General features: G+C 30.6%; 15 protein-coding genes. 7 read left to right on the top strand and 8 right to left on the bottom strand.

Features of this window, described 5'->3' with window-relative positions:
- Positions 1-43: 43 nt before the first annotated feature.
- From ppgK to Q0662_RS02320, 5 genes are all read right to left on the bottom strand, one after another.
- Positions 44-787, bottom strand: coding sequence for a polyphosphate--glucose phosphotransferase (ppgK, locus tag Q0662_RS02340; protein WP_298946783.1), 744 nt, complete (start codon positions 785-787; stop codon positions 44-46).
- 26 nt (positions 788-813) lie between these two features.
- Positions 814-1,608, bottom strand: coding sequence for an RNA methyltransferase (locus Q0662_RS02335; protein WP_298946781.1), 795 nt, complete (start codon positions 1,606-1,608; stop codon positions 814-816).
- Positions 1,609-1,763: 155 nt separating this feature from the next.
- A complete protein-coding gene (locus tag Q0662_RS02330) occupies positions 1,764-3,059 on the bottom strand; it encodes an amidohydrolase family protein (protein ID WP_298947036.1) in 1,296 nt (431 codons plus the stop codon).
- A 6-nt stretch (positions 3,060-3,065) separates the two neighbouring features.
- Entirely contained in the window at positions 3,066-6,029 is a 2,964-nt protein-coding gene (locus Q0662_RS02325) for an amidohydrolase family protein (RefSeq protein WP_298946779.1), read from the bottom strand.
- A 97-nt stretch (positions 6,030-6,126) separates the two neighbouring features.
- On the bottom strand, positions 6,127-7,197 hold the full coding sequence (locus Q0662_RS02320; RefSeq protein WP_298946776.1) for a DUF3810 domain-containing protein: 1,071 nt from the start codon (positions 7,195-7,197) through the stop codon (positions 6,127-6,129).
- A 138-nt stretch (positions 7,198-7,335) separates the two neighbouring features.
- Here Q0662_RS02320 and dnaB point away from each other — a divergent pair, with 138 nt between their 5' ends.
- From dnaB to Q0662_RS02285, 7 genes are all read left to right on the top strand, one after another.
- Positions 7,336-8,862, top strand: a complete 1,527-nt coding sequence (gene dnaB / locus Q0662_RS02315; RefSeq protein WP_298946774.1) for a replicative DNA helicase — start codon at positions 7,336-7,338, stop codon at positions 8,860-8,862.
- Positions 8,863-8,934: 72 nt separating this feature from the next.
- A complete protein-coding gene (locus Q0662_RS02310) occupies positions 8,935-10,194 on the top strand; it encodes an asparagine synthetase B (protein ID WP_298946772.1) in 1,260 nt (419 codons plus the stop codon).
- Between the two features lie 248 nt (positions 10,195-10,442).
- Positions 10,443-11,288 (top strand): transketolase, encoded by an 846-nt coding sequence (locus tag Q0662_RS02305; protein ID WP_298946770.1) that lies wholly within the window; start codon positions 10,443-10,445, stop codon positions 11,286-11,288.
- A gap of 197 nt (positions 11,289-11,485) precedes the next feature.
- Positions 11,486-12,616 (top strand): N-acetyl-alpha-D-glucosaminyl L-malate synthase BshA, encoded by a 1,131-nt coding sequence (bshA, locus tag Q0662_RS02300; protein ID WP_298946768.1) that lies wholly within the window; start codon positions 11,486-11,488, stop codon positions 12,614-12,616.
- Positions 12,617-12,854: 238 nt separating this feature from the next.
- Positions 12,855-13,748, top strand: a complete 894-nt coding sequence (locus Q0662_RS02295) for an EamA family transporter (protein ID WP_298946766.1) — start codon at positions 12,855-12,857, stop codon at positions 13,746-13,748.
- A 15-nt stretch (positions 13,749-13,763) separates the two neighbouring features.
- A complete protein-coding gene (locus Q0662_RS02290) occupies positions 13,764-15,074 on the top strand; it encodes a nitrate/nitrite transporter (RefSeq protein ID WP_298946764.1) in 1,311 nt (436 codons plus the stop codon).
- A gap of 582 nt (positions 15,075-15,656) precedes the next feature.
- Positions 15,657-16,364: a pseudouridine synthase gene (locus Q0662_RS02285; protein WP_298946762.1), complete on the top strand. Its 708-nt coding sequence runs from the start codon at positions 15,657-15,659 to the stop codon at positions 16,362-16,364.
- A 208-nt stretch (positions 16,365-16,572) separates the two neighbouring features.
- Here the strand turns inward: Q0662_RS02285 and Q0662_RS02280 are convergent, their stop codons facing one another.
- The 3 genes from Q0662_RS02280 to Q0662_RS02270 all read right to left on the bottom strand — a co-directional run bounded on the left by Q0662_RS02280 (position 16,573) and on the right by Q0662_RS02270 (position 18,508).
- A complete protein-coding gene (locus Q0662_RS02280; RefSeq protein WP_298946760.1) occupies positions 16,573-16,758 on the bottom strand; it encodes a CPXCG motif-containing cysteine-rich protein in 186 nt (61 codons plus the stop codon).
- Positions 16,758-17,762 carry an NADP-dependent oxidoreductase gene (locus Q0662_RS02275; RefSeq protein WP_298946758.1) on the bottom strand — a complete coding sequence of 335 codons (1,005 nt, stop codon included), beginning with the start codon at positions 17,760-17,762 and terminating at the stop codon, positions 16,758-16,760. The genes Q0662_RS02280 and Q0662_RS02275 overlap by 1 nt, the downstream gene beginning before the upstream one ends.
- 266 nt (positions 17,763-18,028) lie before the next feature.
- Complete coding sequence (locus tag Q0662_RS02270) at positions 18,029-18,508, bottom strand: winged helix-turn-helix transcriptional regulator (protein ID WP_298946756.1); 480 nt, start codon at positions 18,506-18,508, stop codon at positions 18,029-18,031.
- Between the last annotated feature and the right edge of the window lie 62 nt (positions 18,509-18,570).

Here is an 18,570-nt window from a genome sequence, read left to right as displayed (position 1 = left end):
ATGTGTAAATGTTAGCTTTCGTTTTATAACTTCCATTCTTTAATTATTTCTTCATTTTTTTAGCGTACATGGCTGCACCAATAATACCGGCATTGTTTCTAAATTCTGCAGCTTTAACGGGTATATCTGTGGTTAAATATTTTTTAAAATTATTGTATTTTTTACTAATTCCGCCACCCAAAACAATTAAATTGGGTGTAAATACCAATCTTATATATTCTAATAAAGAATCAAATCTAATGGCCCATTCTTCTAATGTTAAGTCTTCTCTTTTTCTAACAGAATCAGCTGTGTATAATTCTATGATTTCTCCGTTGGTATGCAACATTTTACCTACTTCTAAATTCGGAATTAATTTACCTTTATAAAACAAACCAGAACCAATACCTGTACCAATGGTTACTACAAGCACCAGCCCTTTTTCTTTTTTTGCAGCACCTAAACTAACTTCTGCTAAACCCGCTAAATCTGCATCATTACTTACATAAAAAGGAATTTTACATTGCTTTTTAAACAACTTATCTACCTTTACACCTAGCCATTCTTCGCTTAAATTGCCAGAATGTATGCATTTACCACCTACAAGCGTGGTTGGAAAACTACAACCAACCTCTTTTTTCCAGTTAAAATGTACAATCATTTGTTTTACAACTTTAGCAACTGCTTCTGGTGTAGCTGGTTTTGGTGTAGGTATTCTATGTCTTTCAGATAATAATTCGCCTGTTTTGGTATTAACAATAGCCGCTTTTATACCAGAGCCACCTATATCTATTCCTAATGATTTCATATCTCAAGTGTTTTACAAATAATGGTTTATTTAAATAATCGTTGTCTTTTTGCTTCAAACAAAACAATGGCTGCTGCAACTGAAACATTCATAGAGTCAATTTTACCTTGCATAGGTATGTTTATGTTTTGGGTTGCTTGTTCTCTAAAAATAGTTGTTAAACCAGTGGCTTCTGTACCTACAACAATGGCTGTTGGTTTTGTATAATTTTCTTGAAAATACGGGTTTGAATTCTGCAAAGTAGTGGCATAAGTATGAATATTGTTCTTTTTTAAAAAACTAATAATTTCTTCTGATGTACCTACAGCAACTTGATTGGTAAAAACACAACCTACGCTAGAACGTATAATGTTTGGGTTGTAAACATCGCTCTTAGGATTTGCAATAAGTACAGCATCTATATTGGCTGCATCTGCAGTTCTTAAAATAGCGCCAACATTACCTGGTTTTTCTATACTTTCTGCAACTAAAACTAACGGATTTTCATTTTTAAAAACAATACTATCTAAAGAAAAATCTTTTGTTTTTGCAATGGCAATAATGCCTTCTGTAGAGTTTCTGTAAGCTATTTTTTGATAAACTTCTGTAGAAATTTTTATACAATTGATGTTTATTGGAAACAGTTCTAAAACCTCATTTTCTGAAATTAAATCTTCTAAAAACAATAAGGTTTCAAATTGATATGCTGCAGCTATGGCTAATGAAATTTCACGTTTTCCTTCAATAATAAATACCCCTTGTTTTTTGCGTTCTCTTGCTTTTTCTTGCAGTTTTAGAATATTTTTAACTAGAGGGTTTTGGCTGCTGGTAATTTCTTTCATCAACACAAATATACCTAATTATAGATATTGTAAAAATTAATAAATACTTATTTAATTTATTAGATATATTATTTGCATATTAAAATTTCTAAGAAAAAGAAGGCTCGCAATTACATTTTACTGGAAGCGGAGCCTTTTTAAATTGATTAAATACTTTATTTAGATTTATACTTATTAGCATAACGTTTCCAAAGTTTGGTTTGGTGCGTTTCTAAACTAAGATCTCTACCTTGTATAAAAGCTTTGTTTACTATGTTTCCTCTCATTTCTAAAGCATCACCTTCGGAAATAAATAGGGTAGCATCTTTACCAACTTCTAAAGTACCTGCAAAAGCATCTATCCCTAAAATTTTTGCTGTATTCGATGTAATTAGTTTTAAAGCTTCTTCTTTGTCTAAACCAAATGCAGCAAATGTACCTGCGTAAAAAGGGAGGTTTCTAGTATTCATTCTTTCCATTTGCCCCTCCATACCTAAACTAACCAACACACCTTTGTCTGTAAGTGTTTTTGCTATGGTATAGGTTTTGTCATAGGCATCATCTTCGCTATTTGGATTTCTATGAGGTCTCTCTAAAATTACAGGAATATTATTTTTTACTAATAAATCTGCTACTTTTTCTGCACCTTCTGCATGTACAATTACAATATTATTGATTCCTAATTCTTTAGAAATGGTTATAGCATCTGTAATTTCTTTTTGACCATTTACATGTATAAAAAACTTTTGAGTACCATTAAATAAGCTTTTAGTTGCTTCATATGGTAAATGTTTTTTATCTGGATTTCTTGCTAAATAATTTTTAGCATCTGTTAAATAACTCTTTATTTCATCTATTTTTTTAGCATAATTTGAATCTGGTTTTAATGCAGGATCTTCTCCTAACCACCATCTGCCACGTTTAAAACTAGAAGGCCAATTCATGTGAATTCCATCATCAGTTTTAATAGCAGCATCTTCCCAGTTCCAAGCATCTAATTGTACAATAGAAGATGTACCAGAAATAATACCACCTCTAGGTGTAATTTGTGCCATTAAAACGCCATTAGGTCGCATAGATTCTACGACTTTGCTTTCTGCATTGTAGGCTATCAAACTTCTAATATGCGGATTCATAGTACCAATTTCATCCTCATCGTCACTTGCTTTTACAGCATCTATTTCTACCAAACCTAAACTTGCGTTTGCAGCTATAAAACCAGGATATACATGTTTTCCATTGGCATTAATAATGGTTCCCATTCTTGCAATTTTCATCATTGCACTTCCAACAAAGGTAATTTTACCTCCATCAAACATGATTAACGAATTCTCTATTACTTTTCCATTTCCTAAATGTGCAGTTGCGCCTTCAATAGAAAATGCTCTAGTTTGTTTGTCTGCAGGGGTTTGTTGTGCAGAAACTGTATGTATTGCTAAGAAAAATAGCAAACTATATATTATTTTTTTCATCATTTTTTAGCTTTTAGTTTCTTCTAAAGTATCACATTGAAAGTTTCTATCTCCTCTTTTCATAGGTACTTTGGTTTTTCCACCACCCATTTTTTCATCCAACATCATTTTAATCAACTTACTTTTTTCTTGTTTAATTGCAGCTCTTTTATTTTTATCTAATTCGATATCAAAATAGATTTTACCATCTACAATTGTTTTTTCTGCTTTTGCATAAATAGACATTGGGTGATGACTCCATAATACAACATCTGCATCTTTCCCTTTTTTAATACTACCAACTCTATCATCTATATGTAACAGTTTTGCAGGATTAATGGTAACCATTTTCCAAGCTTCTAATTCTGTCATACCACCATATTTAATTGTTTTTGCTGCTTCTTGATTTAATCGTCTAGACATTTCTCTGTCATCAGAATTAATAGCCACTGTAACCCCAGCATTGTGCATAATTGCAGCATTGTAAGGTATAGCATCATTTACTTCGTATTTATATGCCCACCAATCAGAAAAAGTAGAGCCACCAACACCATGTTCTTGCATTTTATCTGCTACTTTGTAACCTTCTAAAATATGTGTAAATGTATTTATATTAAAATCAAATTTTTCTGCAACTTTCATTAACATATTAATTTCTGACTGAACATAAGAGTGACAAGAAATAAAACGTTCTTTATTCAAAATTTCAGACAATGTTTCCATTTCGATGTCTTTTCTATATGGTTTTCCACTTTTCTTTAATGCATCGTATTCTTTAGCTCTTGTAAAATAATCTGTAAAAACTTGTTCTACACCCATTCTTGTTTGCGGAAAACGAACACCATTTTGGTAACGAGATTGTTTTACATTTTCTCCCAAAGCAAATTTGATGAACTTAGGTGTGTTATCGTAAATCATGTTTTCTGCATTTTCTCCCCATTTTAGTTTGATGATTGCAGAACGCCCACCAATAGGATTTGCAGAACCATGTAAAATTTGAGCAGTAGTTGTTCCTCCAGAAAGATTTCTATAAATATTAATGTCTGTAGGATCTACAACATCTTCTATAGTTACTTCTGCAGATGAGTTTTGTGCTCCTTCATTAACAGCAGATGTTGCAATATGAGAATGCTCATCTACAATACCAGCAGTTAAGTGTTTGCCTGTTCCATCAATTTCTTTAGCACCTCTTGCTCTTAGGTTTTTGCCAATTTCTGCAATTTCACCATTTTTTAAAAGTACATCTGTATTTTCTAAAATCCCAGCATCTTCACTTGTCCAAACAGTTACATTTTTAATTAAAATTGTTTCTTGTTTAGGTTGTACGTAATTACCAAAACCCATATTAGGATAGCTTACAGGCATTACAACAATGTCATTTTTTTTAGATTTTTTACTACTTTTCTTCTTTTTAGCATCTTTCTTAACTACTTTACTTGCAGACCAAGAAGTTTCGTTTCCTAAAATGTCAAAAGCAGTACCTTGCATTGCATTGGCAGCATTAATGATTTTTCCAATCATTCTTGTGTAGCCATTTTCTTCATTTAAAGTGATTTCAATCCAATCATCTTTAAAAGAAAATTTAGATTTTATTTTTTTATCACCTAATTTAATGCTTCCAGATTGTTTAGCACCTTTACCAGAAATGGTTAAATCGTAATTTTTATTGTTAACATATAACATGTAACTTCCTGTAATATCAGGAATATTCATGTCATTTATTACATTTTTATCACCTTGAACCCAATTTTCATATAAGGTAGTTTTGGCATCAAAAATATCACCAGATGTAATAATAAAATTGGCATAACTACCTTCATTTAAATTACCAATAGCATTGTTACCAATAATTGTTGCAGGAATGGTAGTTAAAGCTTCTAATGCTTTTTCTTTATCAAAACCATATTTAATAGCTTTTTGTAAGTTTTTATGAAAAGATTTTACAGATTTTAAAGAGTGCGTAGTTAAAGCAAAATTAACTTCATTTTCTGCTAAAGCCTTTAAATTAGAAGGTTCTTGATTCCACTTACGCATATCTCTTAAAGAAATTTGTTGTGCTAAAAGCGGATTAGAAACATCATAAGCATTGCTAAAATTGATAGGAATGATAAAGTTTGCATTTGTAGATTTGATGTCATTTATTCTTTCGTATTCATCACCACTACCAACAATTGTATACTGCATTCCAAATTCATCACCCACTTTATCTGCTCTTAAGGCATCTAAATGATTGTTAGTTTCAAAAATTTGAATTAGATTTTTATTTTCATTTAATGCTTTTAAAGCTAAATCCTTATTTTTCATGTTTCCTTTTGCATACCAATCAGCATCTAAGTATACTTGTCTTAATAAAGCCATAGCCCCCATTCTTGAACTTGGATAGGCTTGTCTAGAAGTAACACTTTTAGAAAATGATAAATACTGAGCAGATTTAGTATCTAAAATTCTGTAGGCATCTGTAGCATTCGGATTTAAAGCAATTAGCAATCCATTTCCACGAATAATACCATCTGCCATGTGTGTATTTACTACACCAAAACCAGCACTTATTAGAGATTTTGCTTTTTTAGCATCAAAAGAAAAATCTTTTAACGGATTTACATCTGGTCTAATATGGTCGTTCCAATAATAGCCTTCTCTAGACGCATCATATTGTGTAACTCTAGAATTTCCAGAGGCTCTTTTTGGTTTTTTTATTCCAAAATCAGAATAAATATCAATAAAAGAAGGGTAGATGGTTTTACCAGATAAATCAATCGTTTCAGTTCCTGTCGGAATTTTTACGGATCTACCAACGCCAATAACTTTTCCGTTTTCAATTAGTAAAGTTCCTTTTTTAATCACCTTTTTGGGTGTTACATAAATAGTTGCATTGGTAAGCGCAACTAAAGTAGTTTCTGTTGTTTTTACTCCAGAATCTGTAGGGAAATAATCTTGTGCATACACGATTGTAAACGACAAGAAAAAGAGTAAGAAAAATAGTTTTTTCATATGGTTAGTATTATTTGAATTAGCTATAAATTTATTGATATGCTTTTTGATAGGGGTTAAAACATTTTATTTTAACATAAATTTAATAATTGTGTGCTTAAGGATGTTTCTCAAAATAAGAAATCAGCAAATCCACAATATAGTTATAAGACTCGATTCCTTTTTCTTGTTTATTGGCTTTTAAATAAGCATTGTACCCTTTTTTTAAAATGGGTTCAAACGGATTTTTGTAAGCTTGCCAAAAGAGATAACTCACTCTAAAATCTTTAGAAATACCTTTATTTATTGTACTCCAAAGTTCTTTAGATAAATCAGGATTTCGTTTTCTAACTTCAGAAATGCAATAGGCAAACGCCATTCTATAGCTTGCATATTTAAAATATATATTATCATTATAATTAGCAGCTAAAAAACCCACAAAATTAGCTTCGTTTTCTGCTGCATAACCAATTTGATGTGCCATTTCATGACAAACAGTTGTTGGGTAGCTTGTTTTTGGAACTCTATCATTTACTTGTGCTTCTCCTGTTAACGGATTTAAATAACCAGAAGTGCCATTATAGGTTTGCAACAAACTCATTAGAGAGCTTTTTACAGATTTGTATTGGTATTTTAACTGCGGAAAATCTGTTGTTAAGTTTTTATAACCCAAAACAGCCATTGTATACATTTCCTTTTGTTGATATGGGTTGGTCACTTTTACAGTGTCATTTTTTGTGATTTTAAAATGATAATCATTCAGTTTTTTTACAATGGTTTCTGTAACTTTTCTTAGCTGTGCTGTTGTATATTTTTTTTGTTGATATTCTAAGTTATCAGCCAAAGGTTTTCTGTAATAATTTAAGCCCCAAAACATATAGAAACAACCATAAATTATTGATAAAATTGCTGTAAAATAAATAAATTTGTGCAGAAAATTTTTAAAACGATTTTTTATCAATAAATACAAAGCGCGCACAAATATAAATAGGAGGAAAGCGATTAAAACATCACCTACAGAAAAAGGAACCCAACCCAAAAGTATTCTAAAAAAAGAGGAGATATAAGGATAAATTCCATTAGAATAATAGGTTTCTATAAACTCAGGATTTTTAGAAGCTAACTGCACTAAAAAAATCTGAACAGGAAGAAATACAGTTAAAAGAAGATGTTTTTTTTGAATTTTCATTTGCGTAAAAATAACAAATCAATTTATAAGTTGATTGGTTATTAACAAGATAATAACAATTTAGTTTACAATATTTGTGTACAAATAAAAGTTTTAAAAAATAGATATCTAACCAAGTAAAAAAGTACATTTGTGACCATGGAGAATACGAATGCAATCACCCAAAAAAAAATAGATAAAAGTAGAATTATAAGCCTCGAGAAAGGTAAAATTCCACCACAAGCAGTAGAATTAGAAGAAGCTGTTTTAGGGGCTATGATGATTGATAAAAAAGGTATTGATGATGTCATAGATATTTTACATTCAGATGCTTTTTATGATGTAAAACATCAAGAGATATATGCTGTTATTTATGAATTATTCCAAAATTCGCAACCCATAGATTTACTTACAGTTTCTAATTTATTAAAGAAAAATGGTAAATTAGAAATGGTTGGTGGCGATTTCTACTTGATTCGTTTAACACAAAAAGTAGCCTCTTCTGCACACATCGAATTTCATGCAAGAATTATTTTACAGAAATACATTCAACGTAAATTAATCTCCATTTCATCAGAAATTATAGAAAGCTCTTATGACGAGTCTACAGACGTTTTTGATTTGTTAGATGAAGCAGAAGGAAAATTATTTGAAGTTACTCAAGGAAACTTAAAAAAGAGTTCAGAAGATGCAGGTTCTTTAGTAAAACAAGCTTTAAAGAAAATTCAAGAAATTGGAAATCAAGAAGGAATGTCTGGTTTGGCAACAGGTTTTACTAAACTAGATGCACTTACTTCTGGTTGGCAACCTTCCGATTTAATTATCATTGCAGCAAGACCAGGTATGGGTAAAACTGCCTTTGTAATATCAATGGCAAAAAATATGGCCATCGACTTTAATCATGCTGTAGCCGTTTTTTCACTAGAGATGTCTTCTGTACAATTAATAACCAGGATGATTTCTTCAGAAACTGGATTGACTTCAGAAAAATTAAGAAAAGGAAATTTAGAACCACATGAATGGGAGCAATTAAATGTAAAAGTAAAACGTTTGTCTGATGCACCTATTTTTATAGATGATACCCCATCACTTTCTATTTTCGATTTACGAGCAAAAGCAAGACGTTTGGTATCGCAACACAATGTAAGAATTATTGTAATTGACTATTTACAACTAATGACAGCTGGTGGTAATGGAAAAAGTGGAGGAAATAGAGAGCAAGAAATTTCTACCATTTCTAGAAACTTAAAAGCTTTGGCAAAAGAATTATCTGTACCAGTTATTGCACTTTCTCAATTATCACGTGCTGTAGAAACACGTGGAGGAAGTAAAAGACCTTTACTGTCTGACTTACGTGAATCTGGTGCCATTGAGCAAGATGCAGATATTGTAAGCTTTATTTTTAGACCAGAATATTATGGAATGACAGAATGGGATGATGATGAACATACACCATGTGAAGGACAAGGAGAATTTATTGTGGCAAAACACAGAAATGGTGGTTTGGATAATATTCGTTTGAAATTTACTGGACATTTAGCAAAATTCTCAGATTTAGAAGAAGGTTTCAGTTCAGAGTTTCAATCTTCTATGAATGCAGATTTTCCTGATGATCCTTTTGCAGGAGAAGGTGGTGTAGATCCCAAAGATGCTTTTGGTGATGAGGATACTGATGTTCCTTTCTAGAATATTAAATAAATTATAAAATTATAGAAATACACAATTGCTTTATAGGAATTGTGTATTTTAGTTTTTGATATGAAAAAACGCTTAACAATACTTACATTTCTATTAATTTCTAACTCAATTTGGGCATCTTTTATTTATGTTCCAATGAGTAATGATAATCAAAAAAACCATTTAAAAGCTTACGGAATTGTCTACTACTCATTAGAAGCAGGCTTAAAATCTAAATGGTTGTTAAATTATGATGGAGGCGCTTTTTTAATTGAAAACAATAAACTTATTGAGAATGAATGTAAAATTAGAGGCGTTTCTTATCAAATAATTTCTGATGCAAAATCGCAATTAATATTACAAGAAATAGCTTCACCATCTTCTAATCAAGATGCCGTAACCTTAGAAAAAGCACCAAAAATTGCGGTGTATTCACCAAAAGACAAAATGCCTTGGGATGATGCTGTAACCATGGTATTAACCTATGCAGAAATTCCTTTTGATGTAGTTTACGACAAAGAAGTTTTAGAAGATAAATTATTATTATACGAATGGTTACACCTGCATCATGAAGATTTTACAGGACAATATGGGCGTTTTTACGGCTCTTTTAGAACTGCACCTTGGTATATAGAAAGCAAACAAAGAGCAGAAAAACTAGCCACAAAATTAGGCTACCGTAAAGTATCTGAAGAAAAATTAGCAGTTGCAAAAAAAATAAGAGATTATGTTGTAGGTGGTGGTTTTATGTTTGCCATGTGCTCTGCTACAGACAGTTTTGATATTGCCTTATCTGCAGAAGGCGTAGATATTGCAGAAGCTATGTTTGATGGAGATGCGTCTACACCAAATTATCAATCTAAAATCAACTATAATAAAACCTTTGCTTTTAAAAACTTTAGTTTAATTAAAAACCCAACAACCTATGAGTTTTCATCAATTGATATGACTCGTAAACGTAAAATACCAAAAACATCAGACTATTTTAATTTGGTAGAATTTTCTGCAAAATGGGATCCTGTACCTACCATGTTAACCCAAAACCATACAGTTTTAGTAAAAGGCTTTATGGGGCAAACCACCTCTTTTGAGAGGAATACCATAAAAAGTAATGTATTAGTTTTAGGCGAAAACAAAGTAAATAGAGAAGCACGTTACATACATGGCACGAAGGGAAAAGGCATGTTTACGTTTTATGGGGGGCATGATCCAGAAGATTATACACATAGAGTAGGAGATCCAAAAACAGAACTAGATTTACATCCAACGTCACCAGGTTATCGCTTAATTTTAAACAACGTTTTATTTCCTGCAGCCAAAAAGAAAAAGCAGAAAACTTAATTTTATTTTATTTAGGCTATCTAACGGGCTTTTCTTTGCAATCTTTTGCCTAAAAAAAAGGCAAAAGGATTTCCATTTCAATCCCTAACGCTTAAACAAGCCCAATAAAACGTCGAAATATGTTGTGTTTAAAAACACCATTTACAAATAAAAAATAAAACTGTTGATAAATCTTCAATAAATACTTTAGAAATACATTTCAGTTTCATTCACTTTTGTATTTTTGTCAGTATAAATTAAATAAAAAAATGTCAACAACACAACAATTACAAGACTTTACACAACAAGTACGTAGAGATATTTTAAGAATGGTACACAAAGTAAACTCTGGGCATCCAGGAGGATCATTAGGCTGTGCAGAATTTTTTACTTGCTTGTACCAAGAAGTTATGGAGTATTCTACAGATTTTACCATGAATGGTGAAAATGAAGATTTATTTTTTCTTTCAAACGGACATATATCTCCTGTTTTTTATAGTGTTTTGGCACACAGTGGTTTCTTTCCAGTAGAAGAATTAGCTACGTTTAGGTTAATAGATTCTCGTTTACAAGGACATCCAACTACGCATGAAGGTTTACCTGGAGTAAGAATTGCTTCTGGTTCTTTAGGTCAAGGAATGTCTGTTGCTTTAGGTGCAGCTGCAGCTAAAAAATTAAATGGAGATGATAAATTAGTGTACACCTTACATGGAGATGGTGAGTTGCAAGAAGGGCAAAACTGGGAAGCAATTATGTATGCCTCTGCAAAAAAAGTAGATAATTTAATTGCAACTATAGATTTAAATGGAAAACAAATTGATGGTGCTACAGACGAAGTTTTACCAATGGGAAGCATTAGAGCAAAATTTGAAGCTTTTGGTTGGAATGTTTTAGACATTGAAAAAGGAAACGATATTGAAGCTATTTTAACCGGTTTAGAAGAAGCAAAATCATTAACAGGAAAAGGAAAGCCAGTTTGTATTTTATTGCATACAGAAATGGGGAATGGTGTAGATTTTATGATGCATACCCATGCTTGGCATGGTAAAGCACCTAATGATGAACAATTAGAAAATGCTTTGGCTCAAAACCCTGTAACATTAGGAGATTATTAGTGAAACTCGTTTTTAAAAAGTTCGCAGAACATATTTAAAATCGTAAGTTGCACTAATTCTAAATTTATTTCAGAATTTATAAAATTAAAGAGCTTTTCATTTATTTGAAAAGCTTTTTTTATGCTTTTATTTTGATTTGAACTGTAAGATTAGCTTTATATTTACACTTAGTAAATTTTAAACCTTCAATAAAAAATATGAGAATAGGTATCGTATGTTATCCAACCTTTGGTGGTAGCGGAGTTATGGCAACAGAACTTGGTATGGCTTTAGCAGATAAAGGTCACGAAGTTCATTTTATAACCTATAATCAACCTGTTCGTTTAGATTTTTTATCACATAAATTACACTTTCATCAAGTTTTATTAGAAGAATATCCATTGTTTCAATACCAACCTTATGAGTTAGCTTTGTCTAGTAAAATGGTAGAAGTTGTTAGAAAATTTAATTTAGAAGTTTTACATGTACATTATGCAATTCCTCATGCATATGCCGCATATATGGCAAAGCAAATGTTAAAAGAAAAAGGATTAGATGTAAGAGTAGTTACTACTTTGCATGGTACAGACATTACTTTAGTGGGTAGTCATCCAACTTATAAAACTGCTGTAGAATTTAGTATTAATAATTCTGATGTAGTTACAGCTGTATCTAATAGTCTAAGAGAAACGACTAACAAACTATTTAACATTACAAAAAAAATAGACGTTGTTTATAACTTTATAGATACCAATAAATATAACCAAGACAATCAAGAAGAGTGTAAAAGAGTTGCTTTAGCTGCACCAAATGAGAGAATTCTAACACATATTAGTAATTTTAGACCTGTAAAAAGGGTAGAAGATGTAATACGGATTTTTGATAAAGTACATAAAGAAATACCTTCTAAACTTTTAATGATCGGGGAGGGGCCAGATAAAATTAAAGCAAAACAACTTGTTAAAGATTTAAAACTCTCTGATGCTGTTTTTTTCTTAGGAAACAGTACAGAAGTACCGAAAATACTTTGTTACTCAGATGTATTTTTACTACCATCGCAAACAGAAAGTTTTGGTTTGGCAGCTTTAGAAGCAATGGCAGCCAAAACGGCTATAATTTCTACCAATACAGGTGGATTACCAGAAGTTAATATACAAGGTAAAACAGGTTTTTTAAGCAATTTAGGCGATATAAATGATATGGCTAAAAATGCCATATCAATTTTAAAAGACGATAGTACTTTGCAAAGTTTTAAACAAAATGCCAAAGACCACACTAGAAAATTCTCTTTAGAAAATATTTTACCAGTTTATGAAGATTTATACAAATCTTGTTATTTAGCTAAATAACATAAACGCTTGCAATATTATACAAGTAATTTTAAAAAAATAGTAAAATAGAAAGTTTAATATGTATTTATAATACGGTTTTTAAATTCATATATTTATATTTATCTGTTGCACTTATTGCTTGAACTTAGAATTTGATTTTTTTTAAAAATAAACAATTATTTGGCTGCATTTAAATTTGATATTAATGAGTGTACATTTATTTTTAATAGTAATTTTGCAACTTCAATTTTAGAAAATGAACTTAACAAAAACCCAAGTTTTTATAATTATAGCATTTTTATCTATTTATATTATTTGGGGCTCTACTTATTTATTTAATAAAGTCGCAGTTACAGAATTGCCCCCTTTTTTTTTGGCATCTATACGTTTTTCTACGGCAGGTATATTAATGCTAACTTTAGCTAAAATATTTAAGGCTTCTTTAAAAATTACTAAAAAAGAACTAAAAAACACAGCAATAGCTTCTTTGTTCTTTTTAATATTGGGTAACAGTGTGTTTGTTTGGGCTTTACAATTTGTAGATAGTGGTTTTGCAGCCCTAATTGCTTCTACACAGCCTCTTTTTGTTTTGCTAATACTGCGAATTTTAGATCAAAAACCCATGCAGAAAAAATCTATTATTGGGGTTTGTTTGGGTATTTTTGGTATGTATTTACTCATCAGTCAGCAAGAGTTAGTAACGTCAGAGAATACTCTTTTAGGAATTCTAGTTATGATGGGTTGTGTTTTAGGGTGGAGTTATGGTAGTGTTTTTGTTTCAAAAGCAATTTTACTTAAAAACTCTTTGGTAAGCACTGGTTATCAAATGGCTATTGCTGGTGTGGTTTTGGCAATACTAAGTTTACTTTTTAAAGAAACATGGACATCACCTTTACAATGGAGTACGAACGTACAAATCTCTATGTTTTTGTTAATCTTTTTAGGAGGTATAGTGGCTTTTACAGCATTTAATTACCTTTTAAAAGTCGTATCTACAGAAAAAGTAGCAACATCTGCTTATGTAAATCCTGTAATTGCACTTTTTATGGGTTGGTATTTTTTAGATGAAAAATTAAGTACTCAGTCTATAATAGCATCAGCTATATTATTAACTGGTGTATACTTTATAACCTCAAGAAAAAGAAGATAACAACTATAATAATTGATGAATCCTAATAAGTTTTCTTTTATACGTCCTAAAAAGTTTCCTTTTTTTTATGGTTATGCCATTGTGCTTTTTGGTAGTATTGGTATTTTATTTAGCACTCCTGGTCAAACAGTTGGAGTTTCTGTATTTACAGACCCTGTAAAAGATGCTTTAGGTTTAACTAGAAATCAGTTTAGTAATGCATATATGATTGGAACTTTAATAAGCGCCTTTTTTGTAACAAAAGCTGGTAAATTATTCGATTTATTTGGTGCCAGATTTGTTGCTGTTTTTGCAGCTTTTTCTTTAGGTGTATCTTTATTTATATTCTCGTTTTTAGATAGTATTAGTGGTTTTATAAAAGATTTATTTACCACCAATTCTTGGGTTGTACCCTTCTTACTACTTTGTTTTCTGTTTTTTTTAATTCGTTTTTTTGGTCAAGGCGTATTAACAATGGCTTCTAGAAATATGGTAATGATTTGGTTTGATAGCAATAGAGGTAAAATAAATTCTATAAGCAGTATAACCATTTCTTTAGGATTTTCTAGCTCACCAATTTTAATTAATTATTTAATAGATCATAATGGATGGGAGCTAAGTTGGCAAATTTTAGCATGTTCGCTATTTATTTTTTGTTTTTTTATTTTACAATTCTATAGAAATAAACCAGAAGATTTTGGATTGATACCCGATGGAATTAAAAGTCATCAAAAAAATAAGAAAACGCAAATACCCACAGAAATAAATTTTACGCTAAAAGAAGCAAAAAAAACACGCGCTTTTTGGATGTTTGGAATGGCTCTAGCATTTAACAGCTTTTTTATTACAGGCTTTACATTTCATGTAGTGTCTATTTTTGAAAGTTTTCAATACACAAAAAACGATGCTATTTCGATATTTTTACCCATTTCTATTATTGCCATTTGTATTTCTACAATTGCCAATGTTTTAAGTGATTATATAGCTCATAAATTCTATTTATTTGCGATGCTTTGTAGTGGTTTTTTAGCTGCATTTGGTTTATTAAACCTTGGTACCAATTTCGGAATTTATTTATTAATAATTGGTTTAGGCTTTTATAGTGGCTTTTTTGCGGTGGTAAACGCTGTTTCGTGGCCTCGTTATTTCGGTAGAAAATACTTGGGTGAAATTACAGGGAAAGTTATGAGTTTTTTAGTGATTGCAAGTGCTTTAGCCCCAAGTTTGATGAGTTATTGTTTTACAAAACTAGGCAGTTATAGTTATATTTCTTATTTGTTAATTGGTTTTTTAGTCTTTTTAAGTTTTGGTTCTTTTAAAGTTGAAAAACCTTCAAAAATATATTAACAAAATTGCCTTTTAACATTTGTTAGTTTGTAACTGGTAAAACCACACAACAAACCAAAAATAGACAAAGCTAAAACAACCTCTAAATTTAATTTCTTTATTGCCAGCTGAAATGACAAATAACTAAGTACTTTACATAATCTATAAATTTATTTATTTATTATACTATTTATAGAGATAAGTTTAAAAATCTTTTAAGTGATATTAGTTAAAATTGCTTTAAACATTATTTTTTATAAACTGTTCACTATTTGTATTATAATTTATATTATGTTAAATAGTTTTTTTTGAGATTATAAATAGAATACAATAACCCATCGTTTTTTGTGTATAATAATAAACTTTTAAAAATAGAAACTATAAACAGCATTGTTTTTGAGTGATAACCTTATAATATGATTTTATAATCACTATTTTTTTTGAAGATTGAAACCTGTATTGCCTCTTCATTATAGCTTTTCATATACTTGCATACTTAGTAGTAGTTCAAGTACCATTATTAGTATATATCAAATATTTTAAAATGTATTTAAATGCGCTTTCAACAAATTAAATACTATTTTTGAGCTCTAAAAAACAAAAATGAATGTAGCTGTTATTTTTGAAGATCAATACATATTATGCGTTAGCAAACCCAATAATATGTTAGTGCATCACGCTTTTCATTCTAGAAATGTTGCTGATGAAACTTCGCTTTTACAACAGATTGAGACTGAAAAAGGAATAAAAACCTATCCTATACACAGATTAGATAGAAAAACGTCTGGTATTATTTTATTGGCAAAGAACAAGAGTTTTGTCGCCAAATTTCAAGAGATGTTTACCAATAACACAATACAAAAAACATATTTTGGTGTGGTGCGTGGTTTTGCTCCAGAAATAAAAATAATAAATACGCCAGTAAAAGGACGGGATGCAAACGTACATAAAGATGCACTAACACACCTAAAAACATTAGCAAACGTTACCTTAGACATTCCTGTAAAACCTTATGATACTTCTCGTTACAGTTTGGTGGAATTACACCCAAAAACAGGTAGAATGCATCAATTAAGAGTGCATGCTAATAAAATTAGTCACCCTTTAATTGGTGATGCAAAATATGGTGATAAAAATCATGATCTAATGTTTACAGAAAATTTTAATTGTAAAAATTTGTTTTTACATGCTGGCAAACTTGAGTTTACGCATCCTTTTACTGCACAAAAACTTCACTTAAAAGCAGATTTTCCTAAAGATTGGATAACGATTTTTGAACATTTTTCTTGGGAAAATCCTTTGGAAATATAATGCAGTAATTTGCAAAAAACCTTATTAATACAGCAATATTTTTACTATTAGAAATAAAGCTAACAAACAAGTTTAGCCCTGATTGAAGCATCTGTTTGAGCTCTTTTTTAGTTGTCAGTTCGAGTGAATCCCGATTTTATCGGGATTTGTAACGAGAACAAAACTAAAAAAAGCGAGTGCTGAAAGCAGGAAGTAGCTTCTAAAAAAATTATTGTTCTATAGATCTAGCTTCAAAGGCTATTATTTCTCCAGCTTCAAAAGTGGGTGTAATTTCTATAGGATTGCAACAAACTTCGCAATCTTCTATATAAGTTTGCTGTCTTACGCTACTATCTAAAATCATCGAAATTTCTTCCCAACAATATGGGCATTGAAAAAAATGTTCTTGCTCCACTACTCTATTACTTTTAAAACTAATTTACCGTTTTTTTCTCCTGTGAAAAGTCTGTTGTAGGTTTCTCTAAAGTTTTCAATTCCCTCGTAAATATCTTCCCTAGATTTTAATGTGCCTGCTTGTAACCAAGTATTCATTTCTTTGGCCGCTTTTCCAAAATCTTTGCTATAATCCATAACCACCATTCCTTGCATGGTAGAACGTGTTACCAAAAGTGATAAATAATTGCTTGGACCATTAATTTTGTGTTTGTTATTGTATTGAGAAATAGCACCACAAATAACCACTTTTGCATGCATTCTTAATTTAGACAAAGCTGCATCTAAAATTACGCCACCTACATTATCAAAATACACATCAATACCCTGTGGGCATTTCTTTTTTAAGGCAGAATAAATATTTTCTGATTTATAATCGATAGCTTCATCAAAACCTAATTCGTTTTTAATGTAATGGCACTTTTCTTGCCCACCAGCAATACCAATTACAGTACAACCTTTAATTTTTGCAATTTGACCAACTATAGAACCTACAGCACCTGCTGCACCAGAAACCAACACAATATCTCCTTTTTTTATCTTGCCTACTTCTAAAATACCAAAATAAGCTGTCATACCTGGCATGCCTAAAGTGCCTAAATACATTGGCATAGTAGCTAATTTCTCATCAACTTTAAACCAACCATCTCCATTAGAAACCGAATATTGTTGCACACCACCCCAACTTGTAACACAATCTCCAATATCAAAATTTGGATTGTTGTTATTTTTGATGACTTTACCAATGGCACCTGCACGCATTACATGGTCTAATGCTACAGGTGGAATGTATGATTTTGTGTCATTCATCCAACCACGCATGGCAGGATCTAAGGAGATATAATGATGTTGAATCAAGATTTCGCCTTCTTCTAACTCAGGAACTTTGTTTTCTTCTAATTGCCAAGTATTTTCGTCAGGGAAACCTTTGGGTCTATTTTTTAAGATGATTTGTTTATTATTCATAGTATGATTTGTGTGCTATAAAAATAAGTATTTTAATAGTTTAAAACTGATAAAATAGCTTTTTCTAATTGACTTTTTCCTAAATATTGTTGCTCTAAATTTGCATCAAAAGGAATAGGCGTTTCTAAACTTGCCACCCTTTTTAGAGGGGTATCTATGATATTGCAACCTAAACAAACTTAATAATTTAAAAATAGAATCTATAAAAAAATCCTTATCATTTGAAATGGTAAGGATTTCTGAATACTTTAAGAAAGAAAAATTATTTACAGCTCTTTAAAAATTGCATGCATCATTCTTTTCTTATCGTTAATGCTTTCTTCTAAAGCAATCATGGTTTCTGTTCTATTAACACCTGGTACATCATCTATTTTATAAATGATATCTTTAGCATCGTTAGTGCTTTTTGCTCTTACTTTACAAAAAATATTATATTTTCCTGCTGTAACATAGGCTACTGTTACGTTTGGTATTTGTCTTAAGTTTTCAATTACACTTTGCGTCATAGAAGTTTTTTCTAAAAAAACACCTACATGCGCTATAAAAGAATACCCCATTTTTTCGTAATTAAGTGTTAATGTAGAGCCTTGTATAATGCCTTCATCTTCCATCTTTTTTACACGAACATGTATAGTTCCTGCAGATACTAACAACTGTTTTGCGATGTCTGTAAAAGGTGTTCTTGCATTCTCAATTAAAATATCTAAGATCTGATGGTCTATTTCGTCTAAGATGAATTTTTTCATAATTTATATATTATTCAATTATTGCAGCAAATCTATGAATTAAATTTAACTAAACAAGAATA

Origin of the sequence: uncultured Polaribacter sp. (assembly GCF_947503855.1) — a bacterium.
In the GTDB taxonomy this organism is placed as follows: domain Bacteria; phylum Bacteroidota; class Bacteroidia; order Flavobacteriales; family Flavobacteriaceae; genus Polaribacter.
This window is presented reverse-complemented; position numbering and strand designations above follow the sequence as displayed.